This window comes from Nosocomiicoccus sp. HMSC059G07 (assembly GCF_001815515.1).
GTDB lineage: Bacteria > Bacillota > Bacilli > Staphylococcales > Salinicoccaceae > Nosocomiicoccus > Nosocomiicoccus ampullae_A.
On record NZ_KV820819.1, the window covers coordinates 1 to 321 of the forward strand.

The following is a 321-nucleotide window of genomic DNA, read 5'->3' on the forward strand; positions in this document are numbered from 1 at the left end:
TATTTATATGATGAAGCAAGTGAAGAAAATGTAAATGACTATAAAGAAGAGTTATTTACGTTTATTTTAAACGGATTAAAGTAGTATTTAATTTTATTTTATAATGACTGATAGTCATTCATTTTATTTAGAAAGGGATTTTTATGAACAAAGCATGGATTTACGTTTTTCTAACGAGCTTCTTCGAACTCGTGTGGATATACGGATTTAACGTTGCGACCACGTGGTGGCACTGGGCGATACTCGTACCAATTATTATTTTAGATTTTTTAATCTTATCTAAAGCCTGTGAATCATTACCAACAGGAACAGTATATGCAG

Annotated in this window: 1 protein-coding gene; it reads left to right on the plus strand. The window is 30.8% G+C overall.

Features of this window, described 5'->3' with window-relative positions:
- Positions 1-143: 143 nt before the first annotated feature.
- Positions 144-321 (plus strand): SMR family transporter (locus HMPREF3029_RS04910; RefSeq protein ID WP_246830703.1); only part of this gene is annotated, 178 nt, incomplete at its 3' end.